Annotated in this window: 18 protein-coding genes; 5 read left to right on the top strand and 13 right to left on the bottom strand. The window is 63.2% G+C overall.

Annotated features, from left to right (window positions below; translation table 11 throughout):
* Positions 1-57: 57 nt before the first annotated feature.
* The 12 genes from cdd to ACQKI2_RS08510 all read right to left on the bottom strand — a co-directional run bounded on the left by cdd (position 58) and on the right by ACQKI2_RS08510 (position 15,480).
* Entirely contained in the window at positions 58-477 is a 420-nt protein-coding gene (cdd, locus tag ACQKI2_RS08565; protein ID WP_427379269.1) for a cytidine deaminase, read from the bottom strand.
* Entirely contained in the window at positions 464-1,249 is a 786-nt protein-coding gene (locus ACQKI2_RS08560) for a DUF5677 domain-containing protein (protein ID WP_427379268.1), read from the bottom strand. Before ACQKI2_RS08560 ends, cdd begins: the two co-directional genes overlap by 14 nt.
* A gap of 8 nt (positions 1,250-1,257) precedes the next feature.
* Positions 1,258-2,718 (bottom strand): AMP nucleosidase, encoded by a 1,461-nt coding sequence (locus tag ACQKI2_RS08555; RefSeq protein WP_427379267.1) that lies wholly within the window; start codon positions 2,716-2,718, stop codon positions 1,258-1,260.
* A 46-nt stretch (positions 2,719-2,764) separates the two neighbouring features.
* Positions 2,765-3,835, bottom strand: coding sequence for a terminase large subunit domain-containing protein (locus ACQKI2_RS08550; RefSeq protein ID WP_427379364.1), 1,071 nt, complete (start codon positions 3,833-3,835; stop codon positions 2,765-2,767).
* Positions 3,774-4,469, bottom strand: coding sequence for a hypothetical protein (locus ACQKI2_RS08545; RefSeq protein WP_427379266.1), 696 nt, complete (start codon positions 4,467-4,469; stop codon positions 3,774-3,776). The genes ACQKI2_RS08550 and ACQKI2_RS08545 overlap by 62 nt, the downstream gene beginning before the upstream one ends.
* 263 nt (positions 4,470-4,732) lie before the next feature.
* Positions 4,733-5,866, bottom strand: coding sequence for a monofunctional biosynthetic peptidoglycan transglycosylase (mtgA, locus tag ACQKI2_RS08540; protein WP_427379265.1), 1,134 nt, complete (start codon positions 5,864-5,866; stop codon positions 4,733-4,735).
* Positions 5,863-6,978: a tRNA epoxyqueuosine(34) reductase QueG gene (gene queG, locus ACQKI2_RS08535; RefSeq protein ID WP_427379264.1), complete on the bottom strand. Its 1,116-nt coding sequence runs from the start codon at positions 6,976-6,978 to the stop codon at positions 5,863-5,865. The genes mtgA and queG overlap by 4 nt, the downstream gene beginning before the upstream one ends.
* A gap of 11 nt (positions 6,979-6,989) precedes the next feature.
* Positions 6,990-7,982 carry a hypothetical protein gene (locus ACQKI2_RS08530; protein WP_427379263.1) on the bottom strand — a complete coding sequence of 331 codons (993 nt, stop codon included), beginning with the start codon at positions 7,980-7,982 and terminating at the stop codon, positions 6,990-6,992.
* Between the two features lie 9 nt (positions 7,983-7,991).
* On the bottom strand, positions 7,992-8,669 hold the full coding sequence (locus ACQKI2_RS08525) for a glutathione S-transferase family protein (RefSeq protein ID WP_427379262.1): 678 nt from the start codon (positions 8,667-8,669) through the stop codon (positions 7,992-7,994).
* A 68-nt stretch (positions 8,670-8,737) separates the two neighbouring features.
* Positions 8,738-9,223 carry a hypothetical protein gene (locus ACQKI2_RS08520; RefSeq protein ID WP_427379261.1) on the bottom strand — a complete coding sequence of 162 codons (486 nt, stop codon included), beginning with the start codon at positions 9,221-9,223 and terminating at the stop codon, positions 8,738-8,740.
* Between the two features lie 65 nt (positions 9,224-9,288).
* A complete protein-coding gene (locus ACQKI2_RS08515; protein ID WP_427379260.1) occupies positions 9,289-14,013 on the bottom strand; it encodes an NAD-glutamate dehydrogenase in 4,725 nt (1,574 codons plus the stop codon).
* A gap of 375 nt (positions 14,014-14,388) precedes the next feature.
* A complete protein-coding gene (locus ACQKI2_RS08510; RefSeq protein ID WP_427379259.1) occupies positions 14,389-15,480 on the bottom strand; it encodes an AI-2E family transporter in 1,092 nt (363 codons plus the stop codon).
* A gap of 151 nt (positions 15,481-15,631) precedes the next feature.
* Between ACQKI2_RS08510 and ACQKI2_RS08505 the strand changes: the two genes are divergently transcribed.
* From ACQKI2_RS08505 to ACQKI2_RS08485, 5 genes are all read left to right on the top strand, one after another.
* The gene (locus ACQKI2_RS08505; protein ID WP_427379258.1) at positions 15,632-17,197 is read left to right on the top strand and encodes a helicase HerA-like domain-containing protein; all 1,566 of its coding nucleotides are present in this window, start codon (positions 15,632-15,634) and stop codon (positions 17,195-17,197) included.
* Positions 17,194-17,394 carry a hypothetical protein gene (locus tag ACQKI2_RS08500; protein WP_427379257.1) on the top strand — a complete coding sequence of 67 codons (201 nt, stop codon included), beginning with the start codon at positions 17,194-17,196 and terminating at the stop codon, positions 17,392-17,394. The genes ACQKI2_RS08505 and ACQKI2_RS08500 overlap by 4 nt, the downstream gene beginning before the upstream one ends.
* A gap of 84 nt (positions 17,395-17,478) precedes the next feature.
* The gene (locus ACQKI2_RS08495; protein WP_427379363.1) at positions 17,479-18,246 is read left to right on the top strand and encodes an FRG domain-containing protein; all 768 of its coding nucleotides are present in this window, start codon (positions 17,479-17,481) and stop codon (positions 18,244-18,246) included.
* 98 nt (positions 18,247-18,344) lie between these two features.
* Complete coding sequence (locus ACQKI2_RS08490; protein WP_427379256.1) at positions 18,345-19,775, top strand: aldehyde dehydrogenase family protein; 1,431 nt, start codon at positions 18,345-18,347, stop codon at positions 19,773-19,775.
* Positions 19,776-19,958: 183 nt separating this feature from the next.
* A complete protein-coding gene (locus ACQKI2_RS08485) occupies positions 19,959-20,531 on the top strand; it encodes a CC0125/CC1285 family lipoprotein (RefSeq protein WP_427379255.1) in 573 nt (190 codons plus the stop codon).
* Positions 20,532-20,576: 45 nt separating this feature from the next.
* On the opposite strand, the gene ACQKI2_RS08480 is transcribed toward ACQKI2_RS08485, so the two are convergent.
* Entirely contained in the window at positions 20,577-22,178 is a 1,602-nt protein-coding gene (locus ACQKI2_RS08480; protein ID WP_427379254.1) for a PQQ-dependent sugar dehydrogenase, read from the bottom strand.
* Between the last annotated feature and the right edge of the window lie 110 nt (positions 22,179-22,288).

The following is a 22,288-nucleotide window of genomic DNA, read 5'->3' as shown; positions in this document are numbered from 1 at the left end:
ACTCGGTGAAAAGAACTTAAAGTTGTTCAGAATGCAAGCGTCGTCATTGGTGTTCAGCTATTTCAGCGCAAAGGCATGGGGGAGCAGCTCCGCCAGGGTGTAGCGGGCCTGTGCGCCTTCTGGGGTGAAGCAGAGGATCTCCAGCGCGCCATCGGTGGAGAATTCTGCCAGCACCTGGCGGCAGATGCCGCAGGGCGTGCCCGCGCCGGCCCCATGGGTGGCTACGGCAATCGCCCGGAAGGCCCGGTGGCCGGCCGCCACCGCGCTGAACACCGCCGTGCGCTCGGCGCAGCAGGTGGCGCCATAGGTGGCGTTCTCGACATTGCACCCGGTCACGATCTCGCCCGTGGACGTCAGCAGCGCCGCGCCCACGCGATACTCCGAATACGGCACATACGCCCGATCCTGCGCCGCCAGCGCCGCCGCCTTCAGGGCGGGCCAGTTGACGACTTCAGAACTTGATTCACCTGCTGCCATTGCGTTCCCCATCAGGTCCTTCAGACACAAACTTCCGCAGCTTGATAACTCTCTCACTGATGGGACCAAATAGAGCATCTGCGTCGCAGTTAAATCTATTCGCAACCAAGTATGTGGCGTCAGTCAAAAATGATAGGTAGCCATCAAACCTGAGAGAACAGCGATCAGCATCCCAATGATTCAGCTTGATGACGTAGTTTTCACCATTTTCGACAAAGTGCCTACGCATCAATGCGCCGAGACCATTGTGCGCTTCTCTTGAAGAAAACGCATAGATCGAATCGTATTCCTGCTCCAAGCCCGCCAATTTAAATTTCTCTTTCACGGTAAGCTTCTTGATCCCCGCCGCTCTGAGATTATGGATGTTTTCGTTGTGCTCCGCATGACGATCAGCTCTGTCGGCTGACAGAGCAATCGTTTCAAAGAACGGATTTCCATCAGCTGCTGCCTTTAGAACTCGGTCCCAATTCATGTCATGCTCCAATTGGAGATGCAGATTATAGTTCCCAACGCTCAGAAGGTTTTTGAGGTCGACAAATCCTTCCAAGAAGCTTCTGAAGATCACATCATCCCCCGCCGAAATTTTCTTGCCGGCGAGCGTCAATGCACAGTTCACATATTCGACCAACGAAGCGTAGAGAGCCAAGACCAGTAGGTCTGATGTTCCGTTCTCCACCTTTGTAATCTGCTGGATCGTACCAACTGCGGCCTTCATGCAATCGTGAAGCAACTGACGATATTCTTCAAATACTGTTTGGTCGAAATCAGACACTAAGCACCCTACCGGAACGGCGGCTCGTCGAAGGCGCGCAGTTTGCGGCTGTGGAGGGCGGCGCCGCCGTCTTCGCTGAGGCGTTCGAGCGTTTCGATCCCGATACGGATGTGTTCGCCGATGGCGCGTTCATAGAAGCGGTTGGCCGCGCCGGGCAGCTTGATCTCGCCATGCAGCGGCTTGTCGGACACGCATAGCAGCGTTCCGTAAGGCACACGCAGGCGGAAGCCATTGGCGGCAATCGTGGCGCTTTCCATATCGATGGCCACCGCCCGGCTCTTGTTGAAGCGGCGGGCCGAGGCGGTAAAGCGCAGTTCCCAGTTGCGGTCGTCCGTGGTGACCACAGTGCCGGTGCGCAGGCGTTTCTTCAGGGCCTCGCCCTTCTCTCCGGTGACCCTTGCGGCAGCCTCTTGCAGCGCCACCTGAACCTCCGCAATCGGAGGAACGGGAATTTCCGGCGGCAGCACCGTATCAAGCACATGATCCTCGCGCAGATAGGCATGGGCGAGCACATAATCCCCGATGGACTGGGAATGGCGCAGGCCGCCGCAATGGCCCACCATCAGCCAGACCTGCGGGCGCAGGACGGCGAGGTGATCGGTGATCGTCTTGGCGTTGGAGGGGCCGACGCCAATATTCACCAGCGTGATACCGGCGCCATTCGCCGCGCGCAGATGATAGGCCGGCATCTGGAAGCGCCGCCAGGGCGAGCCATCAATCGCCGCCCGGCTATGCTCATCCGGATGGGAAATCTCCAGCCCTCCGGGCACGGACAGGGAGGTATAGCGCGTTTCGCCGTTAAGCTGTGTCAACGCCCAGTCGCAGAAGGCGTCCACATAGCGGTGATAGTTCGTGAACAGCACATAATGCTGGAAATGCTCTACCGGCGTGCCGGTATAATGCTGCAGGCGCTTCAGCGAGAAATCCACCCGCTGGGCATCGAAGAGAGCCAGCGGGCGCTCCTCGCCTGCCTCGAAGGGCTCGCCATCGGCCACCTCGTCGCCAATCAGCGTCAGCTTCGGCGAGGGGAACCAGCGCACCAGCTCTGCCGGGGCGATCTCTTCCAGGCCAGCCGCCTGGGACGGATCCCAAACATAGGCATACGGAATTTCGGAGGCAGACCGCTCGACATACACGTCCACGTCATAATCCCGCATCAGCGGGGTGAGCACTTCCATCAGATAGTCGCGGAAGAATTCGGGCCGCGTGATGGTGGTGATATAGATGCCCGCTTCGGAGAATTTTCCGAAGGCGCGGGAAATCGGCGGCGGTGGCCCTTCGGGATCATAGACGATGCGCAGCTGCGGGTAGCAGAAGGCGCCTTCATCACGCAGGCGCGGATTGGGCGGGGTGCCGTCATGCAGGAAGGTGTTGAGGGCGGTGGAAAGGGCGTCAACCGCCTGCGAATAAAGCGCCTCGAGCGCTTCGATAACTGTTTCTGGTTTCGTGTGTTTTGACATGGCATCCATTGGCGCGCAGCGCGGGAAAAGTCAACAACCACCCCCTTCCGCCCCCTCACAATACCCGCACACGCGGGCCCTGGCCTTCGCCCATCAGGGCCCAGAGGGCCCAGACCAGGGCGTCTACCCGGTCTGGCGAGCCGGCCTCTTCGGCGGTGCCGAACCGGCACATCTGATCTTCCAGCGTATCGAAATGCCCGGCATGGCTGACGCGGCCCTGCGCATACATCGCGGCGACCGGCCCTGCCCGGCCGCGCTTGCCCAGGCGCGCCGTCACCAGCCGGACGGGCACGCGCGTGCCTGTCATCCGCAGCATTTCGGCCACCATGTCTCCGCCCTGATTGGCCTCGGCGAGGAGGCAGCTTGCCCCGGCCGCCTCGGCCAGGGCGGCGGCCCGCTCTGCCCAGACAAGCGGGGCGAGGCCCGGCGCGGAAGCGTCCCCCATCACATAGCCATGCCCGGCTTTCACCCCTGCCAGGATGATGCCGCAGGCATCCGCCCCCGGCCGGGCCGAGATGCACGGGTCTACCGCCACGATACAGTCATCAAGCTGTACCGGCGGGGCCGCCACCCGCAGCGCGTCAATCTGTGAGCGGAGGAACATTGCGCCTTCGGGATCATCCATGAAATGGCCTTCCAGCTCCTGCCGGCCCATCGCCGTGCCGGCATAAGCGGCCATCATCCAGCCGAGGAAACCGGGGGAGAGGTTGCCCGCATTCTCTGCTGTGGCCGTGCGCGTTTCCACGGTGGCGGGGTCTGCCTTCAGCCTGCGGATGAGCGGGGTGACGCGCGGCGTGGTGGTGACCATTGCCAGCGGGCAGGGCCCCAGCCGCAGGCCAAGCTGGAGATTGTCCCACACCGCTTCGCCCTTGCCCCAGGCGCCGGCCTCGTCACACCAGGCAAGGTCGAATTGCGGCCCGCGCAGGCTTTCGGGATCTTCGGCGGAAAAGGCATAGGCCACCGCGCCGTTTGGCCATTGCAGGCGCTGGCGGGAGGGCTGCCAGAGCGGGCGGTCAATCTCCGACGAGGTGGCCAGGAGGCCGCTCGGCCCCTCGATCATCACCTCACGGACGGCCGGATAATTCTGCCCCACCAGCGCCACCCGGCGGTAGCCCGCCTGCAGCACCGCCCAGCGGACCCATTCGGCCCCTGCCCGCGTCTTGCCCGCGCCACGGCCCCCCGAAAGCAACCATGTGCGCTTCAGGCCCGGCGGCGGCGCCTGTGTATCCCGGCGTAACGTCAGAAACCCGTGAGCGGCCAGCATGGTTTTCATCGGCTCGCTGAGGGGTTTTGTACGCTTCTCCTGCACCGCCCGCAGCAGCTTTCGTCTCGAGTCCGGGGTCCACGCCGACCATGCGTTCAAGTTCTTCGAGGGCTCGCTCTCTCCAGTCTTCATCCGTCTGCTCACTATCCTTGCCTTGATGTTCCTTCTCCACTGCCTGCATGACGCGCGCGGTTGCGGCCATTTTCTGGTGCGTGGCCACGGCCTCCTTCATCTCGCCGCTGCTGGCCAGCGCGTCGGCCACACAATCCTGCTGCACGGCGACCAGCAGCCGCGCCATCTCGCCGGGGGCCTCGTCCTGCATCAGATCAAGATCGGCCAGCCGCCGCCGCACGGTGCGCTCGCACTCACCGGTCAGGGCCGCCATATCGGCCACGCGCCAGCCGGCCAGCCAGACCAGCCGCAATAGCCGCCGCTGGCGCCCACTTCCCGCCCGCAAGCGGCGCGGGGGCTTCAAATTTGTCAGATCGTCCATCATGAACGCATCCTCCCACGCCGGCGCCCCCAGCCGGATTGGCGGGCGCGCCTCTGCAGTCCTCACGGGAAAAGGACGCGGGACAAGCAGGGATGACCTGGCCTGTTTTGCGGCGTTTTTGGCCCTGCAGGCGGGGTGATTTTGCCCAGATTGGCGGGACTTCTGCGGACAATCCGGGGACAGATCTGGACAAATCCGGACAGGATAGAGACAGGCCAAGTACTGGCCAGGGCGCGGCGCCGCGCGGGTTGCGCCCTATACGGAGGTTATTCCGGGGGGCGCAGTTCGGCGGGGCCGGAGGGGGCCTCTTCGGCGGGGGCCGCTTCGGGCAGAGGCCCGGGCGCGGGTTCGGGCGCAGGTTCTGGGACCGGCTCATCCGTGATCTCGCCGGAGGGGGCCGGCTCGCCTTCTTCTGCCGGCGGCGGGGGCGCGCGCAGGGATTCGTCGGCGGCGTTGAGAAGGTCGTTCAGCTCGTCATTGGCGTTGCGGGGCACATCCGTGCCGATCTCTTCGGGGGGCGCGCCGAGGGCCTCCTCCCCGGTTTCGGGGGCTTCGGGCAACTCTTCCAGCACCGGCGGGGGTTTGGGGGTTTCGCCTTTGGGACGCTCGCCCGCTGGCGGCCGGGGCGCCTCGCCGCCGAAGACGCAGGCCGCATAGCCCTCATTGGCGACGACGCGCATGCGGCCCTGGATGGAGCCGGCGCGGCGCTGGACATAAGGCCCCGGATTGACGGCTTTCCATTTGTTCGGAGACGGAAGAACAGCGGCGAGCAGCGCGGCTTCGCGCTCTGAGAGGTCAGCGGCGGATTTGCCGAAGCGGGCCTGAGCCGCAGCCTCGGCGCCGAAGAGGCCATCGCCCCATTCGGCGACATTGAGATAGACTTCCATGATGCGCCGCTTGCCCCAGACCGTTTCGATCACATAGGTCATCCAGGCTTCGCCCGCCTTGCGGGGCATGCCGCCGCCATTCCAGAAGAAGACGTTCTTGGCAGTTTGCTGACTGATGGTGGAGCCGCCACGGCGGTTGCGGTCCGGGTTTTTGGCGTTCCATTCGCGGGCCGCCTCGACAGCTTCCCAGTCAATGCCGCCATGGGTGCAGAATTTGGCGTCTTCGGCCGCGATGACGGCGTGGACAAGGCGCGGGGAAATCCTGTCGAGGGGCACCCAGTCATAGCGCACATCCTGCCCTTCCAGGCTGCGCTGGGACATCAGGAGGGTGCCGGGCGTGGGCGCGAAACGCAGGATAAGCGCATAGAGATGGAACAGCAGGAAGACGGCGATGCCGGCCAGGACGAGCCCCACCAGGAGGCGCCGCCAGAGGGGCGCCTTGCGCTTTGGCGCGGGGGCCTCCGGGGCGGGCGCCAGCGCAAACGAAGGCGGCGGGGTCAGGCTGTCGCTCATGCCGGTGTCTCATCCCATTCTGCGATCACCGTCCTATCATGCTCCGAAGGGCGGCGGCGCGCCTTTTCTTCGGCAAAGCGGGCAGGATCAAGGCGGGCGAGCGCCCAGATCGCCGCCCCGCGCACGATGGGGGCGTCGTCCTGCAGCAGCGCCAGCAGGCTGGCCGTCAGGCGCGGCTCTCCGGAATTGCCGATGGCGACGGCGACATTGCGCACGAACCGGTCGCGCCCCGAGCGCTTCACCGGGGAGCCGGAGAAGACTTCGCGGAAGGCTGCGTCGTCAAGGGCGGCAAGCTCGTCCAGGCCCGGTCCTTTCAGTTCTGCGCGCGCATAGAGTGCTGCTTCAGACGCGCTGCTGGCAAATTTGTTCCAGGGACAGGCGGCCAGGCAATCATCGCAGCCATAGATGCGGTTGCCCATGGCGGGGCGAAACGCCGCCGGGATGGGGCCGCCATATTCGATGGTGAGATAGGAGATGCAGCGGCGGGCATCGAGCTGATAGGGCGCGGGGAACGCGGCGGTGGGGCAGATATCGAGGCAGGCACGGCAGGAGCCGCAATGGTCAGGCTCCGGGGCGTCGGGGGTGAGGTCTGCGCTGGTCAGCACGGTGCCGAGGAAGAACCAGGAGCCGAGCTGGCGGCTGACGAGATTGGTGTGGCGCCCCTGCCAGCCGAGGCCGGCGCGCTGAGCCAGCGGCTTTTCCATCAGCGGGGCGGTGTCGACGAAGACCTTCACGTCTGCGCCGGTGACCTCAGCAACCTCTCCGGCGAGCTGTTTGAGGCGGGACTTGATGACATCGTGATAGTCCCTCCCCCGTGCGTAGACGGAGATGTTTCCGGTGGCGGTCTCGGAGAGGGTATCGAGGGGGTTGTGATCGGGGCCGTAATTCAGGGCGACGACGAGGGCGGAGCGGGCCTCTGGCCACATGGCGGTGGGGGCGCTGCGGCGCTCCAGCGTGGTTTCCATCCAGGCCATGTCGCCATGGCGGCCAAGCTCCACAAAGGTTTTCAGGCGCTCGCCCGCCGGCCAGGCCTCATCGGCGCGCGCGATGCCCGCCGCATCGAAGCCGAGGGCGAGGGCCCGTTCCTTCAGCGTTTCCCCAATACCGCTCACATTACCCCGGATCAGTTGGCCACCAGCGAGGACCGCGCGAGTTGCCGGTCCAAGATGTTCTGGGCAACGATCCCGGAACTTTCGAGATAGGCATCGAAGGCAGCCTCTACATCTTCGTCGCCCTCGTTCATCATTTTGAGCAGGGCTTCTGCTTCTGTCAGGGATTGGTTCATTTCGGTCCAGTCGTCAGAGAAGGTTTCCACCATGCCGATCAACTTGTCGTAAAAGGCCTGATCGGCGCCCTGCATCGCCTTCTCTTCAAGCAGCAGCGACCGCAGCTTAGCGGTATTCCGCCGGCCATTGGCAACCTCGCGGCGCGCAGCGGCAAGCGAAGCAGCGGCGAGGGAAAGGTCGCCATTCGAAAAACCCGGCGAAGGGCCGAAGCGAAAGCTGGCTTCGGCAAGCAGGACTTCACGCATGAATTCGTTCTGCCCCACAACCGCCAGATTGAGATTCCGCAACGGATTCATGGTTTCAAGGGCGGCGATCTGCGGGCGCATCATCGCGATCTCCGTGCTGAGAAGGAAGGCCGCACTGCGGAAAACTTCACCGGAGAGCTGCACAACAGCGCCCCCATCCCCCTCGATCGCCTTGCGGCTGAGCGTGTCGAGACGTCCGAAGAAGATCTCAAATGTGCCAGCCTGGCTGACCAGGTTTTCGCGCGTTTCAATCATCGCCTTGCCGAGGGGATAGGAGGCCATCGGATGAGGTGGCATAGCTTCCAGCGCGGCAACATAGTCATCAACATTCTTATTGAAGCTTGCGGTGACCGCGCCAATCTGCAGCAGGGCTTCTTCCTCGGTCAGCATTTCCGCCATCACCTGCTCCATGATGACGGAATACTCGTCGAGATGGTCAAAGTTCCGGATCAAGTCCTGCACGGCGGTCTGCAATTGGGCTGACCAACGTGCGGCACTCTGCATCTCCGCCATGCTTGGTTCGGCAAAGGCATTGCAGACGACAAACATCGCGCCCGCAAGCGCGCTCAGAATATACCGGAACATGCCGCCTCCTCAGAAGTCCAGTTCGGCATAGTGCGGCGCCGGGCGCGCCGCGTCCAGCCTGTCAGCAAGCAGGGGCCGGAAGCTCGGCCGGGACTTGATGCGCATATACCAGGCTTTGAGGTCTGGCACGGCCTCCCACTGCACATCGCCGAAATAGTCGTAGGCGGAAAGATGGGCGGCGGCGGCGAGATCCGCCAGGGACAGGTGGCGGCCGGCGAGATTGCCGCGCGTTTCGGTGAGGGCGTTGAGATAGGTCAGCCGGCCGCGCAGGGCATGGGCGCCGCGGCGCAGCCTGTCGGAATCAGGCTGGCGGCCGCGATGGGTCCATTGGGTGACGCGCTCGGAGAGGAGATTGTCGGTCACCTCCTCCATGCCAGCCTCCACCCAGGCCCAGAGGCGGCGCGCCTCGGCGCGTTCGGAGAGATCATCGGGCAGCAGCGCGGGCACCGGGCGGACTTCCTCGAAATGCTCGCAGATGGCGCGCGTGCCACAGGCTGCGAACCGGGCGGCGCTGCCATGGGTGGACACCACAGCCGGGGCCACCGCGCCGGGCGCGATGGAGGCGATCTCGAGTTCCGGCGCCCAGGGGCGGGACGGCACAGCTTCGAAGGGCTCGCCTTTTTCAGCGAGCACGAGCCGCACCATGCGTCCAGCGGGATCAAGGGGCCAGTGATACAATCGAAGCATGCGCCACACTGTGGATAACATGCGTAAACGTTGTGTGGAGCCGCGCGCGATTGCGGGATTTTTTTGACCTATGGCGCGGGGGCAGCCGCCTGGCAGGCTGCGCGCAGGTCTGCGACCTGGGCGAGATAGGTTCCGGTAAACTCGGCTGACTGGAATGGAACGGTATGCTCGCTCGTCCGGCCGGGCGTGTCTTCGAGGATGCCCCCTTCGATACAGTCGCTGCCATCGGTACAGGTGAAGCGAATGCCTTCCTCGACGATTTCATGGCTGACGCCGTTCAGTGGCATGCGGTATCGCCCCCAGGCGTAATTGCGCCCGACGCCATGATCGAGCATGGCGCAATCGCCCCAGACCTGATGGTAGATATAGGCGTCCTCGCCCGTTTTTCCGTAAAAACGCGGCCGCCCGGCCTGAGTTGTTTCTGGCGAAGCTTCGGGAGCGGCAGCGATTGTGCCCGCCTCTGCAAAGTCTGACTGAGGGGGTGTCACGCCAGACGAAGCGCAACCCGCCAGCCCAAACGCCAATAGCCCTGAAATAAACAATGATATGCGCATGACCGTCCCCTGTCTGATGAATAGCAGACAGGGGCACGATGGCTGAACAGTTGCTGAACGCTGCCTCAGCGGCCCATGAACTGGCGCACCGCGTCGGCGGACAGGGCGAACTTGGCGAAGGACCAGTCGCGATCCTTGCCGAGCGCGCCAAGCGTGGCGAGGAGCTGTTTGCGCCCTTCGCTGCGCGTTTCGAGCCAGGCCTCCACACCGCCCGCCGAGAGCGCCTCTTCCGACACGCTGGCCTGCAGGCGCACGAGTTCGGAGATGAGGCGGCGGCCCGCGACACGGTCCCAATAGGGCGCATGGGCGAGGCCCTCGCGCGCCGAGGTGCGCAGGCGGTCGAGCCGCAGGGCATCGCCCACCTGATAGAAGGTGGCGCCGGCCTCGGCGACCTTGCGGCCCGAATGGGCGGCGATGTCGGTGACGACGAGGCCTTGAGCAAAATAGTTCATCGCCGAGGCCCAGCGGGCGAGCGCTTCGGGGGCGCCGCGCTTCATGAAGGCACGGGCCGACCGCTCGATCCGCGCGGCGGGATAGGCCGTCTGGATGCTGCTGAGGGCGGCTTTGAGCTCATTCAGCGGGGCATAGGTGAGGCTGACGGCATCCCCGGTGGACTTATCCGGCAGAACACGGATGAACCAGGCGGCAGCTTCGCTGACGGCCTGTACGGCCTCGATCTGAAGCTCCGTCTGCAGATCAGCAGAGACCTTGTTATCCAGCGCGAAGACTTCCTTGCGGAAGCCGGCGATATCCAGCACGGCGCGGGCCGCCTCAACGCCGCGAATGACGGCGGCGGGCGCCGCCCCGGTGAGTTCCCGCAGGCGCTGGATGGCGACGGGGCCGCCCAGATCCAGGCTGCGGTTGGCGATGACCGTGGCGATGATCTCGCGGCGCAGGCGGTGATTGGCGAGGGCCTCGCCGAAGCCATCGATCGGGCTGGGGAAGTAGCCCTTGAGCACTTCGGCAAACCACGGATCATCCGGCAGATCGGACGCGACGATATCATCGAAGAGGACAATCTTCGACCAGGCGAGCAGCACGGCCAGTTCCGGCCGGGTGAGCGGGCGGCCTTCGGCGGCGCGGGCCTGCATCTCCTGGGTGGAGGGGAGCCCTTCGAGCGGACGGTTAAGCACGCCGCGCTCTTCCAGATAGACCATCACCCGCTCAAGCGCTTCATGGTCCTCGCTGGCGGTGGCCTCGGCCAGGGTCAGCGTGTTGGTCTGGTCATAGTTATGCGTGAGCACGAGGCGGGCGACATCATCGGTCATCTGCGCCAGCATCGGGTTGCGCTCAGCCTCCTTCAGCGCGCCGAGGCGGATGGCCTCTGCGGCGAGGATCTTGATGTTCACTTCGTGGTCGGACGAATCCACACCGGCGGAATTGTCGATGGCATCGGTGTTGAGGCGCCCGCCCGCGAGGGCGAACTCGATCCGGGCGGCCTGGGTCATGCCGAGATTGGCCCCTTCCCCGATCACCTTGGCCTTCAGATCCCGGCCATTGACGCGCACGCCGTCATTGGCGCGGTCGCCGACATCGCTATGGCTTTCATGGGCAGCCTTCACATAGGTGCCGATGCCGCCGAACCAGAGGAGATCAGCTTCTGCCTTGAGCAGCGCGTTGATCAACTCGTCAGGCGTGACAACATCCTTGCTGATACCGGCGAGCGACTTGATCTCCGGCGTCAGCGTGATCGACTTGGCCGAGCGCTCGAAGATGCCGCCGCCCTTGGAGATGAGCTTGGTGTTGTAGTCTGCCCAGCTTGAGCGCGGCAGGGCGAACATGCGCTCGCGCTCGGCAAGGTTTTTCTTCGCGTCGCCCGGATTGGGGTCGAGGAAGATGTGCATATGGTTGAAGGCGGCCACGAGGCGGATTTCCGGCGACAGCAGCATGCCATTGCCGAACACATCGCCCGACATGTCGCCGACGCCGATGACGGAGAAAGGCTCGGTCTGGATGTCGCGGCCCATTTCGCGGAAGTGGCGTTTGACCGCTTCCCAGGCGCCGCGCGCGGTGATGCCCATTTTCTTGTGGTCATACCCGGCCGAGCCGCCGGAGGCGAAGGCGTCGCCCAGCCAGTGGCCCTTTTCAAGGCTGATGGCGTTGGCGGTGTCGGAGAAGGTGGCGGTGCCCTTGTCGGCGGCAACCACGAGATAGGGATCTTCCCCATCCCAGATGACCGTACGCGGAGGATGCACGACCTTGCCATGGACGATATTGTCCGTCACGCCGAGCAGCGCGGTGATGAACTGCTTGTAGGCGTCGCGCCCGCTTTCGAACCAGGCGTCGCGGTCTGACCGGTCGGCGAGCTGTTTGGGATAGAAGCCGCCCTTGGAGCCCACCGGCACGATGACGGCGTTCTTCACCTGCTGGGCCTTGACGAGGCCGAGGACTTCGGTGCGGTAATCCGACGGGCGGTCTGACCAGCGCAGGCCGCCGCGCGCCACCGGGCCGAAGCGCAGGTGGACGCCCTCCACTTTCGGGCTGTGCATGAAGATTTCGCGGAAGGGTTTGGGCTCGGGCAGGTCTGCCAGTTCGCGGCTGGCCACCTTGAAGCTGATGAAGGGGCGGACGCCGCCAGTCTCGTCTTCCTGGTAGAAGTTCGTGCGCTGAATGGCTTCGACGAGGTGGAACATCCGGCGCAGGACGATATCGTCTGCCAGGCTGACGACATCCTTCATCGCATCTTCAAACCTGGCCACCAGTGCGGCCTGCGCCTTCTTGCGCGCGTCCAGGGACTTGTGCGCCTCCGGATCAAAGCGGACGGCGAAAAGATCGAGCAGCAGGCGGGTGACGGCGGGGTAGCGGGCGAGCGCGGCTTCCTGGACTTCCTGAGGCTGGTCAAGGCCGCTCTGGCGGCGATAGGAGGCGAGCGCGCGGATCAGCGCGGCCTGACGCCAGCTTGCCCCGGCCACCAGCACCAGCTTGTTGAAGCCATCATTTTCGGCGCTGCCGCCCCAGACGGCCAGGAAGGCCTGCTCAAAGGCATGGGCGATGCTTTCCAGCGCGAGGGCCGAGCCATCCGCCGTCTGCATCGCCAGGGAGTGGACCCAGTAGACATCGGGCGCATCCTCGACGGGTTTCGTCTGAGGGCGGACGGGATAGCCGGTTTCGAAATCCACGAAGAGGCCGAGATTCTCGAACACCGGCACGCAGCGGGACAGCGGGATAGAGCCGGTGCGCGTGTAGATTTTCACACGCACCTTGGACGGATCATCCGTTTCCAGCCGGTAGGCCCGCGCCACGATGGGCCGGCCGGCGCTGAGGGCGGCCATGCAGGTGACATCCAACAGGGCTTCTTCCGGGGGGAAGGCTTCGCGGTAGGCGGCGTTGAAGGCGCCGATGAAACTGCGCGCCCCTTCCCGGTCTGCGCCGGTCAGGCTTGAACTCATCAGCAGGTCGCGGAAGCCCTGATCCCAGGTGCGCGCCAGATCGATGATGCGCTGTTCCAGAACCGCCGGATCGGGCTCGGGATGATCCGGGTGCAGCGCAATCTCGAAATGCACGCGGGCGAGCGGGCCGGAATCGAAATAGGGCTGGAAGCTTTTCAGGTCGCCCTTATAGGCCTCAGTCAGCAGCGCGCCGATGCGCTGGCGCAGGGCCGTGTCATAGGATTCGCGCGGCACGAAGACGAGCGCGGTGACGAACCGGTCAAACTCGTCCCGGCGCAGGAAGGCGCGGGTGCGCGGGCGGCCGATGAGATGCAGCGCGCCCATGATCATCGGGCCCAGGATGGTCGAGCGGGTCTGGAACAGCTCGTCGCGCGGCCAGGTCTCGATCAGGTTGGCGAGGGCCTTTTCGGTGTGCCCGCCGGGGGCGGCGCCCGACGCGGTCATGATCTTCTGCACGCGGCGGCGCACGAAGGGAATGGAGCGGGCCGTCTCGTCATACGCCTCTGCCGTGAAGAGGCCGAGGAAGCGGACCTCGCCATTGACGCGGCCTTCCTCATCATACTTCTTCACGCCGATATAATCGCACGGCACGCGGCGGTGGACCCGGCTCGGCAGGGTCGACTTGGCGATGATCAGCGGCACGGGCGATTGCAGGAACTCGCCGATCTCGCGCGTCAGGACGAGGGGCTCGCTGTCGCGGCTGAGGACGTTGAGGCTTTCATCGCGCAGGACGCCGAGATTGGAGCCTTCGACCATCAGCGGCTCGGCCGGCACAACCCGGCCCTCCGCGTCGGTTTCAAAGTCATACTCGCGCGCGCCGAGGAAGACGAAATGTTCGCGCGAGAGCCATTCAAGGAAGGCAACCGCTTCATCCCGCTCCGCAGACTGAATATGCGGCAGGCTGGAGATGCGCTTCATCTCGGCCCGCATCCGGGCGCGCATGGCGGCGTGATCGGACACGGCGCGTTCGACATCGGCCAGGGTGGCGCGCACCCCCTCTTCCAGCAGCGTGGCCTCATGCGGGGTGAGCAGCGCAGTGTGCACCTGGATGACCGAGACCATCCGGCCATCGGCCATGGTGACGACGGGGTGGAACAGGGTTTTCACCTCATGGCCCTGGGCGGCGCATTCCCCCAGCAGCGAATCGACGAGGAAAGGCATGTCCGGCCCGGCGACCTGAAGCAGGCTGCGTTGCAGCGGGCCGCTGGCGCCTTCGGCTTTCACGGAAACGTGAACGGCGCGCGCGCCTGCCGGAACCCCCTCGGCCCAATCCCACAGGCGCTGCGCCAGCGCCCGGATGTCTGCCTCACTCAGGCCGGAGACATCCTCCCGGGCAGCTTCCTCTAGAATCTGATCGAGAACCTGGCTGGCAGGCCCATGGGCGGTGGTGGAACGGGGCATGGAAACGACTCTTGCTCGAAAACCGGTCAAACACCGGGTCTACCCGCCCTAAGGGAAGGCATCAAGAAACATGTTCCGAATGAAACGGTTGCGCGGATTCAAGGAAGATGGGGAGACGGCCCGGAAAACAAGCGGGCCCGCCAGACGGGGACATGTCCAGCGGGCCCTACAGGCAAATTCCGCAGGCTGGGTGGGGGGACGCACGCGGAAGCCTGATCTTGTTTTATGTTGTTTCTGACGGCGGCAAATCAACCACAATCCGACGTCACAAACGTTAATTTTCAGTAGTGCAGCAACCCGGAATCAATTGCCATACAGCCTAAACCCGACCCGCATGTAACATTTCAATAACGGGTTGGCTAGCCCACCCGGCAGTCAGACGGCTTCCCCCTCTTGCAGGGCGCCGCCCTTGGGTTTGCCGTCTGCCGACAGCAGGATGGCGATCCATCTTGTATGCGGGGACTGGGCAAAGAGGATCATCATCAGCACGGTCAGCGGAGCCGACAGGAACATGCCGGGAATGCCCCAGATGACGCCCCAGATGGCCAGCGCCAGCAGGACCACGAGGGCCGAGAGATTGAGCGAATCGCCCATCATCCGCGGCTGCACAAAATTGCCGATCGAGAACTGCCAGAAGCTGACCACCGCAAAAACGATGGCGGCATAGATGTAGGATTCCTGCAGCGCCACATCGGGTACCCATCCGGGTACCCCAGGCTGGACCAGGGCAAACAGCGGCGGCACCATCGCTGCGACAATAGAGCCCACGGTGGGGATATAGTTCAGCACGAAGATCAGGGCCGAGAGGAACAGGGCATTTTGCACGCCCAGTGCCAATAGCGAGATATAGGTCAAGAAGGTGATCAGCGCGGAGATGACCGTCTGCGTCCAGAGGTATTTCTCGATGGCGAGGCGGGCGTCATTGCCGATCCGGCGGACCGCTTCGCGGCGCTGCGAATCAGGGAAGATGTTGTCGAGCTTCTGCGTCCACATCGACTGGGCGGTGAACAGGAAGGCGACATAGATCAGGATCAGTACGATATCGCCGGAAAGACCGCTGACGGAATTGGCGATGGTGGCGAAGAAGCGCTGGCCGCCCTGGTCAAACACCAGATGGGTGAGCGTCGGGGCCTCCTGCAGATGGGCCACGGCATAGACATCGGCGATCAGGCCGTTGATCTTCTCTTCATAGTCTGCGCCGTCGCGGCCAAACTCGGCCACGCCATTGGCCATCAGCGCGATGAAGCCGACAAAGCCGCCCACCACCAGCAACACCGCGAGGATACGCGCCAGGCCAATATGGATGGTGCGCGAGGCATTGTTGATGACCGTGCCGAAGCCCTCGATGATCAGGAAGACGAAGACGGCCATGGCGAAGGTGGCCAGGATATCCCGGCCCAGATACAGCAGCGCGATGATCACGCCCGTGGCGATGATCCAGATGCCGGTCTTGGTGGCGCTGCCCATTTACTGCTCCGATTGGATGTGAGCCGTCAGGGTGGGGCGGCGCCCCTTCCCCGTCAAGCGGGAGATACCTGCGCGGTGGCGCTTGCTGAAATCTCCGGAACAGCTAGCCTCTGGGCCTTGATTTCAGACCATATCAGCAAGGGGCGGCGGCATGAGCGAGACAATCTTCCTGGGGGGCGCCGACGCCGATGGCGCCGGCACGCCGGATGACGCCCAGTCGCTGATCCTGAAAGTGGCCAACCGGCATGGGCTGGTTGCCGGCGCCACCGGCACCGGCAAGACCGTGACCCTGCAGGTGATGGCGCAGGCCTTTGCCGATGCGGGCGTTCCGGTATTCGCCGCCGATGTGAAAGGCGACCTTTCGGGCATCGCCTTTGCCGGCACGGAAACCCACAAGGCGCATGCCTCCTTCACCAGCCGGGCGGAAGCCATTGCGATGGGCCCGCTGACCTATCATCCCGCGCCGGTGATCTTCTGGGACGTGTTCGGCGAGAAGGGCCACCCTATCCGCGCCACGATTGCCGAGATGGGGCCGGTGCTGCTCTCGCGCCTGATGGGGCTGACCGCCGTGCAGGAAGGCATTCTCAACATTGCCTTTCAGTATGCGGACGACCGCTGCGTGGACGATCCCGATTTCCGCATCCTGGACCTGAAAGACCTGCGCAAGCTGCTGGCGCATCTGGGCGAGCCCGGCATTCGCGAAGAGGTGAGCCGCAAATATGGCAATGTGGCGCCTGCCTCGCTGGCCGCCGTGCAGCGCGAATTGCTGGTGCTGGAGCGCGCCGGGGCGGAGAGCTTTTTCGGCGAGCCGGCGCTGGAGCTGGCAGATTTCATGCGCACGACCCGTGACGGGCGCGGCTATGTGAACATTCTGGACGCGACCAAGCTGATCAACAGCCCGAAGCTTTATTCCACCTTCCTGCTGTGGCTGCTGTCGGAACTCTTCGAGGAGCTGCCTGAGATTGGCGACCCGGAAAAGCCGCGCCTCGTCTTCTTCTTCGACGAGGCCCATCTTCTGTTCACGGACACAGCCCCGGCCCTGCTGCAGAAGATCGAGCAGGTGGTGCGCCTTATCCGCTCGAAGGGGGTGGGGGTGTATTTCGTGACGCAGAACCCGCGCGATGTGCCCGAGAGCGTGCTGGCCCAGCTTGGCAACCGCATCCAGCACGCGCTGCGCGCCTATACGCCGATGGAGCAGAAGGCGGTGAAATCTGCCGCTGCGTCCTTCCGGCCCAACCCCGCCTTCAAGACCGAGACCGTGATCACCGAGCTGGGCGTGGGCGAAGCGCTGGTCTCGACACTCGACGCCAAGGGCACGCCGTCTGTCGTGCAGCGCACGCTGATCCGCCCGCCCGCCTCGCGCCTTGGCCCGGTGACCGATGCCGAGCGCGCCGAGATCAACAAGGCAAGCCCGCTCTTTGGCCGGTATGACAAGATGGTGGACCGGGAGTCTGCCTATGAAATCCTGACCAAGAAGGAAGCCGAAGCCGCCAAGGTTGCCGAGAAGGCCAGACTGGCGGCAGAGAAGGAAAAGGAAGCGGCCGCCAAGGCCAAGACCGCTGCCAAGGCCCCGGCCAAGGGGCGCACCACCACAGCCAGCCGCTCGCGCCGGATGACGCCCACCGAGCGCGCCACCAACACCGCCGCCACCACAATCAGCCGCGAAGTTACCCGCTACATCCTGCGCGGCATTTTCGGGAACATGAAAAAGAAATGAGACAGATCGCGCCCGCCCTTGCTGCCGCCGCCCTGCTTTCCGCCTGCGCCAGCACCCCAAATGATGGCTGGACCGCCCGGGAGGGGGCCATGCCCTACGAATCCGCCCGCGCCGCCTGCCAGCAGATCAGCTATGGCATCGAGGTGAACTACATCAATTGCATGGCCGGACGCGGCTGGGTGAAGACGAAGAAGTAAAGCGCAACTTATGCAGCATGCATCCCCGACATACAAACCCCACGAATAAATCAGCAATTGGTGTTAAAGGGCGATAAAGTGGAAATGCCTGCAAGCGATGAGACGCCATATTTTTCCAACAACCCTGAATGGCAACATCTGTACGATACAAATACGCCCTTCAGTGACAAATGGTTGGGCGAGAATGCATTGTCATATTCGGACGCCCTAAAGCGCTGCCACCAGCTAAAAAGGCAAGGATGGGATTTGTTCCGTGGGCAGAAGATGAACACCAATCTTGCTCCCACCGGCAGAAGAAAGAAGGCGGACAAAGACCGCTTGCTGCATTTTACCGAGTGGGTTCGCAGGCAACCAGAACTGAAAGATATCCATGAAGAGCCATACCGGATTTTTGCAATAGCCCAGCATTATGGCATACACACGCCACTTTTGGACTTCACCAGAGACCCGAAAATCGCTGGGTTTTTTAGTCAGTACTCAAGTGCAGAATTAGCCAAAATCGCTGATAATGAAGTTCGTCCGAGTGTAATAATCTGCGCAAAATCAAAATCTATAAACAATTTACTGAAAACGTACTCCTCCATTATAGATTGTGACCATCCATTATATGGAATTCAAAGCTTTGCAAAATCGATCCCCGTTCCAAATATACGAAGAATGCGAGCGCAAAAGAGCGTTTTTGTCCTGTGCTATTTCAATGATTATGATATTGATATTGCCTTAGACTTTCACAGGATTTATTATCCTCCTGTCGCTGCCGCTTCACAACAATTGCGATCAAAGCTCTTCCCTCCACACCGGACGAAGCTCGAAAGAATAATCGATCAATATTTCAGAAGCCATGCCTATTGATGCGCCCTCCCCCCGCGTCAGGAGTGGCGAAACGGGGACACCTCTCCTATAGTCAAGGGGATGGCTCAATAAGATGCGCCCAAAGGGAGGCCCTACTGATGCAACAATATCTCAAATTCTATATCGATGGCGAATGGGTTGATCCGGTAACGCCGCGCACCCTGGAAGTCGAAAACCCTGCCACGGAAGAGAACTTCGCTGTCATCTCCATCGGCTCTGCCGCAGATGTGGACAAGGCGGTTGCTGCCGCCAAGCGCGCCTTCAAGACCTTCTCGCAGACGAGCGTGGAATACCGCGCCGATCTGCTCGACAAGATCACCGCCGGCCTGCAGAAGCGGATGCCCGACCTTGCCAAGGCGATCTCCGAGGAGATGGGCGCGCCGATGTGGCTGGCCAATGCCGCCCAGGTGCCCTCGGGCCTTGGCCATTTCGCCACCACCGCCGGCGTCCTGCGTGAATACAAATGGGAGGAGCTGAAAGGCACCACCCTGCTGCGCAAGGAGCCGATTGGCGTGTGCGCGTTCATCACGCCCTGGAACTGGCCGCTGAACCAGATCGCCTGTAAAGTTGCCCCGGCCATCGCGGCGGGCTGCACCATGGTGCTGAAGCCTTCGGAAATTGCCCCGCTCGACGCGATGATCTTTGCCGAAGTGCTGCATGAGGCCGGCGTGCCCAAGGGCGTGTTCAACCTTGTGAACGGCGATGGCCCGGGCGTTGGCTCGGCGATGTCGTCCCACCCCGATGTGGACATGGTGAGCTTCACCGGTTCGACGCGCGCCGGCGTGCTGGTGGCCCAGGCCGCTGCGCCGACGGTGAAGCGCGTGGCCCAGGAACTTGGCGGCAAGAGCCCGAATATTGTTCTGCCTACGGCCGATCTGCAGAAGGCTGTTTCCAGCGGCATCATGAACATGATGACCAATTCGGGCCAGAGCTGTAACGCGCCTTCGCGGATGTTCGTGCAGAAGGACCAGCAGGATCAGGCCATCGCGATTGCCAAGGCCACCGCTGAGGCCGTGAAGGTTGCCAATCCGGCAGACGCCCCTCCCGGCGCCATCGGCCCGATCTCCAACGGCAACCAGTATCAGAAGGTTCAGGACCTGATCCAGAAAGGCATCGAAGAGGGCGCAACCCTCGTTGCCGGTGGCCCTGGGCGCCCGGAAGGCTTCAACAAGGGCTATTTCGCCCGGCCGACCGTGTTTGCGAATGTCACCAATGACATGACCATCGCGCGCGAGGAAATCTTCGGGCCCGTGCTCGTCATGATCCCTTATGACACCGTCGATGATGCTGTCGAAATGGCCAACGACACCGTTTACGGTCTCGCCGGCTATGTTCAGGGCCCGGACAAGGAAGCCCATGAGGTGGCCAACCGCATCCGCGCCGGCCAGATCCTCGTCAATGGCGCGCGCCCTGACTTCTCGGCGCCGTTTGGCGGCTATGGCCAGTCGGGCAACGGCCGCGAATGGGGCGAGCATGGCTTTGAGGAGTTCCTCGAAGTGAAAGCCGTGATCGGCTATAAAACCGCCTGATTTTTCCGGTTTCCGGTGATTTTCATGGAACGGCAGCCCCCGGCTGCCGTTTCTTTTTGGCGGGCCACGGCATCGTGATCGCCGGGCGCCTGCGTCACGTTGTTGTGAACTTGCGTGTTGGCTGGCGTTCATCTTCGTAGAGTCACACTATATAGTGCAGAAGAAACTCTTGGAGGCCGTGCCATGAAACGCCTTAGCCTTGCCGCTGCTGTCGCCGCGCTCGCCTTTACGGCGGCGTGCGCCACGGCGACGCCCTATCAGCCTGCGACCGTCTCGGATCGTGGTTTCTCGGAAATGAAGATCGAGGACAACCGCTATCAGGTGGAGTTCTCGGGCAACTCGCTGACCGACCGGAAGACGGTGGAAACCTATCTGCTGTTCCGGGCCGCCGAGCTGACCAAACAGAACGGATATGACCATTTCCGCGTGGTGCGCCGGGATACCGATGCCAATACGCGCGTGATCCCCTCGGGCGCGGCCTACTCGCCCTATTATGATCACTTCTACCTGAACTACCGCTATTTCGGCCCGCGCGCGGCGTATTTCTACGATCCCTATCGCAGCGTGCGCTACAGCCGGTACAGCTTCTATGATCCCTTCTGGGACGGCCCGATCAGCTATCGGGAGCAGACGAGCTATATCGCCAGCGCCGAGATCGTGATGGGCAAGGGCGCCAAGCCCGATGATGTGGCCTTCTTTGATGCCGATCAGGTGATCTTCAACCTGGCCGGACAGATCCAGCGCGCCGCCCCGTAAGGCCGCGGGCCTGAAGCCCCCTTGCCGGAAGGATGAGAGGGCGCCTTACGGGGCGCCCTCAATTCTGAAGATGCTGCCGCCGATGGAGACGATGTAGACATTGCCGTCATTGTCCATGCCGAAGCTGGAGATGCTGCTCAGCGTTCCGGCATCGGGCACGAGCTGGTCATTCAGGCGGTTGAATTGGCTGGCGGCCAGTGTCTGCCCTACTGTCAGCGACGAGACCGGAACCGACCAGACATTGTTGCTGACAAAGTCCGCAAACAGATAATGGTTGCGGATGGGGCCGATATTGCCGCGATAGACATAGCCCCCGGTGATGGAGCTGCCCTGTGCCGGGCCGGAGCCATGCCCGTAGTCGGCGACCGGGGGCGTGAAGCTTGGCGAGTCGTCTCCCGAATAGAAAGCCGTGCCCTCGCGCACGGCCCAGCCATAATTGGCGCCGGCATCGGACGGGCGCATCCGGTTGATTTCCTCGCGATTGGACTGGCCGACATCGGCGATGAAGAGATCGCCCGTCTGGCGGTCAAAGCTTGACCGCCAGGGATTGCGCAGGCCCAGCGCGAAGATTTCAGGACGCCCGGCGCTGCCATTGGAAGCAAAGGCATTGCCCGCCGGGATGCGATAGTCGCGGTCGGCATCGGCAGGGAAATCGTCCACGTCGTTCGCCACATCGATGCGCAGGATCTTGCCGAGCAGAGAATTGGTATTCTGCGCGTTCTGGTCTGCGCCGGCGGTGACGCCGCCGCCATCGCCCGTTGCGATATACAGCAGGCCATCATTGCCAAAGCCGAGCCAGCCGCCATTGTGATAGACATCCACCTGGCTGATCTTCAGGATGATATTGAGCGTCGCCGGATCAAGCTGCAGGGGATTGTTGGCATAGGTCCGGTAACGGCGGATTTCGGTATCACCGGCGGTATTGGTGAGGTTCACATAGACTGTCCGGTCTGCCGTGAAGCCGGGCGAGAAGGCCATGCCCACGAGCCCCTGTTCGCCATCAGTGCCGACCTGCGAGGAGACATCCAGGAAGGCCACGCTCTCGACCTGCCCGTTCGATGGATTGAGCACGCGGGCAAGGCCACCTTTCTGCAGCACGACCACACGGTCCGTACCCGGAATGCCTTCCAGATAGAGCGGCTGGCTGAGGCCGGTTGCCACGCGGCGCAGGGCCATGCCGGTGATGGTCTCGTCCACATCCAGAACACTGATCTGAACCGCCAGCGCCGCTTCGCCGCCGCGCCCGTCTTCGACGCGGAAGTTCACCACATAGATATTGTCGCCATTGGCATCCTGGGGCGCCTCATAATCGAGGGCCGAGGTCAGGGAGAGGACGCCGGTGGCCGCATCGAAGCTGAACAGCGCGGCATCTCCGCCGGCAACCAGCGAGCGGGTGAGTGTGTCTCCGTCCGGATCGGTGGCCGTCAGCGTGTAGACCGTGCCGGTGGTTCCCTCATTGATCGAGACCGTGGCCGGCGAGGTGATCGATGGGGGCTGGTTCACCGGTGGCGGCGGGGGCGGTGGCGGCGGGGGTGGCGGCGAGGCACTGGACCCGCCCCCACCGCCCCCGCCACAGGCCTGAAGCGCAAACATGCCGGCAGTGGCCAGGGCCACCCAGCGCTCTGTACGGAGTATCGGTGTTTTCATGAGGGAACCCTTATCACTCCCCCAGAACCGCCCGAAGTGTACATTTCGCAAGGAAATTATCCGCCCGCACGAATTTATGCGGCCAAACTCTGGCCAAGCGGGAAAGATGG

It is taken from the genome of Hyphomonas sp. NPDC076881, from assembly GCF_050269995.1.
GTDB lineage: Bacteria > Pseudomonadota > Alphaproteobacteria > Caulobacterales > Hyphomonadaceae > Hyphomonas.
This window is presented reverse-complemented; position numbering and strand designations above follow the sequence as displayed.

Bases quoted from the DNA above. Each gene is read 5' to 3' on its own strand.
- cdd (WP_427379269.1), bottom strand. From the start codon at position 477: ATGGCAGCAGGTGAATCAAGTTCTGAAGTCGTCAACTGGCCCGCCCTG.
- ACQKI2_RS08555 (WP_427379267.1), bottom strand. From the start codon at position 2,718: ATGGATGCCATGTCAAAACACACGAAACCAGAAACAGTTATCGAAGCG.
- ACQKI2_RS08545 (WP_427379266.1), bottom strand. From the start codon at position 4,469: ATGATGGACGATCTGACAAATTTGAAGCCCCCGCGCCGCTTGCGGGCG.
- mtgA (WP_427379265.1), bottom strand. From the start codon at position 5,866: ATGAGCGACAGCCTGACCCCGCCGCCTTCGTTTGCGCTGGCGCCCGCC.
- ACQKI2_RS08530 (WP_427379263.1), bottom strand. From the start codon at position 7,982: ATGTTCCGGTATATTCTGAGCGCGCTTGCGGGCGCGATGTTTGTCGTC.
- ACQKI2_RS08525 (WP_427379262.1), bottom strand. From the start codon at position 8,669: ATGCTTCGATTGTATCACTGGCCCCTTGATCCCGCTGGACGCATGGTG.
- ACQKI2_RS08520 (WP_427379261.1), bottom strand. From the start codon at position 9,223: ATGCGCATATCATTGTTTATTTCAGGGCTATTGGCGTTTGGGCTGGCG.
- ACQKI2_RS08515 (WP_427379260.1), bottom strand. From the start codon at position 14,013: ATGCCCCGTTCCACCACCGCCCATGGGCCTGCCAGCCAGGTTCTCGAT.
- ACQKI2_RS08510 (WP_427379259.1), bottom strand. From the start codon at position 15,480: ATGGGCAGCGCCACCAAGACCGGCATCTGGATCATCGCCACGGGCGTG.
- ACQKI2_RS08505 (WP_427379258.1), top strand. From the start codon at position 15,632: ATGAGCGAGACAATCTTCCTGGGGGGCGCCGACGCCGATGGCGCCGGC.
- ACQKI2_RS08500 (WP_427379257.1), top strand. From the start codon at position 17,194: ATGAGACAGATCGCGCCCGCCCTTGCTGCCGCCGCCCTGCTTTCCGCC.
- ACQKI2_RS08495 (WP_427379363.1), top strand. From the start codon at position 17,479: ATGCCTGCAAGCGATGAGACGCCATATTTTTCCAACAACCCTGAATGG.
- ACQKI2_RS08490 (WP_427379256.1), top strand. From the start codon at position 18,345: ATGCAACAATATCTCAAATTCTATATCGATGGCGAATGGGTTGATCCG.
- ACQKI2_RS08485 (WP_427379255.1), top strand. From the start codon at position 19,959: ATGAAACGCCTTAGCCTTGCCGCTGCTGTCGCCGCGCTCGCCTTTACG.
- ACQKI2_RS08480 (WP_427379254.1), bottom strand. From the start codon at position 22,178: ATGAAAACACCGATACTCCGTACAGAGCGCTGGGTGGCCCTGGCCACT.